Annotated in this window: 1 protein-coding gene and 1 pseudogene; one reads left to right on the top strand and one right to left on the bottom strand. The window is 65.1% G+C overall.

Translation table 11 applies throughout. From position 1 onward, the window contains the following. The coding region (locus APY03_RS11855) for an IS66 family transposase (RefSeq protein WP_157103401.1) at positions 1-425 on the top strand (425 nt) is incomplete at its 5' end. Between the two features lie 52 nt (positions 426-477). On the opposite strand, the pseudogene APY03_RS43650 reads toward APY03_RS11855, so the two are convergent. Then, positions 478-1,030: pseudogene (locus tag APY03_RS43650) on the bottom strand (transposase); the annotation flags it as partial. Between the last annotated feature and the right edge of the window lie 99 nt (positions 1,031-1,129).

Genomic DNA, 1,129 nt, shown 5'->3' with positions numbered 1-1,129 from the left:
CAAGCGATGAGCGGCTGTCGAGAAGACGCAGCGATGCGAAACCGCTATGGACGGACTTGCATGATTGGCTGCGGCTGGAGCGAGGCCGAGTGCCCGACGGTAGCGCCACTGCCAAGGCCCTGAACTACAGCCTCAGCCACTGGGAGGCGCTGACACACAACCTGCTCGACGGCGACGTAAACGTCGACAACAACAGCCTCGAGAACCTGATCCGCCCATGGGCGGTCGGGCGTCGAGCATGGCTCTTTGCAGGCAGCGCTCTGGCCGGCCAGCGCGCCGCGATCGTGATGAGCCTGGTCCAGTCGGCCAAGCAGCACGGGCACGATCCGTGGGCCTACCTCAACGATGTCCTGACCAGGCTGCCCACGCAGTTGAACAGCCGCATCGACGAACTGCTTCCTCACAAGTGGCAATCCACGCACTGAGGGCCAACTCGTAGCGGCCATCCGCGGCCGGCAGGGGTGGGAGAACGGGACGCTTACGACGCCCCTGCCGTCGACCGTTCCATTGCACCTGCGGCCCGGCAATCGTTCGCCCGCCTGGCGTCGCGATGTTCCCAGCAAGACGATCTTGAACGTACTTGCGTAGCGCTTGGTTGCTCACCAGCTTGACCACCTTGGGCCTTCTCGCTGCACGGTCAGCATGCCATTGCGCCGTATGAGAACGGTACTCCGCCACGCGTCGCCGCATTGCGCCGCAGCTCGCGCGAGATCGTTGAGGCGGCACGCCCGAGTTGACGGGCGATCTCCCGGACACCCTCGCCGCGGGCGCGCGCCAACGCAATCTCCTCACGCTCGGCAAACGACAAGTAGCGGCCGGTGGGCTGCGGGGCGGACGGTGCTAGATGCGAAGGCGGCATACCGCCGCATTGTCGGAACCACCGGGCACCAACGGCCATGGACACCCCGGCAACGGCGGCCGCGTCCTCACTGCTGTGGCCACGTGCGATCGCCTGCCAGAACGGCCATCGCGCAGCACGATGCAGAGCCGGTGGTCGACTTTGCGCGCAGCGACGCGCTCGCCTTCTTCGTCTTCACATTCATCAACACCTCCGATTAGGACGTGTTGCAACGATGGGTTGAACTCACCCAATACGTCTCCATCCGCTACAGCGAGAGGCTGGCCGAAG

The sequence above is a fragment of the Variovorax sp. WDL1 genome (assembly GCF_001541225.1).
GTDB lineage: Bacteria > Pseudomonadota > Gammaproteobacteria > Burkholderiales > Burkholderiaceae_C > Variovorax.
Note: the sequence above shows the minus strand (reverse complement) of the source record. Positions and strands in the feature narration are given on the sequence as shown.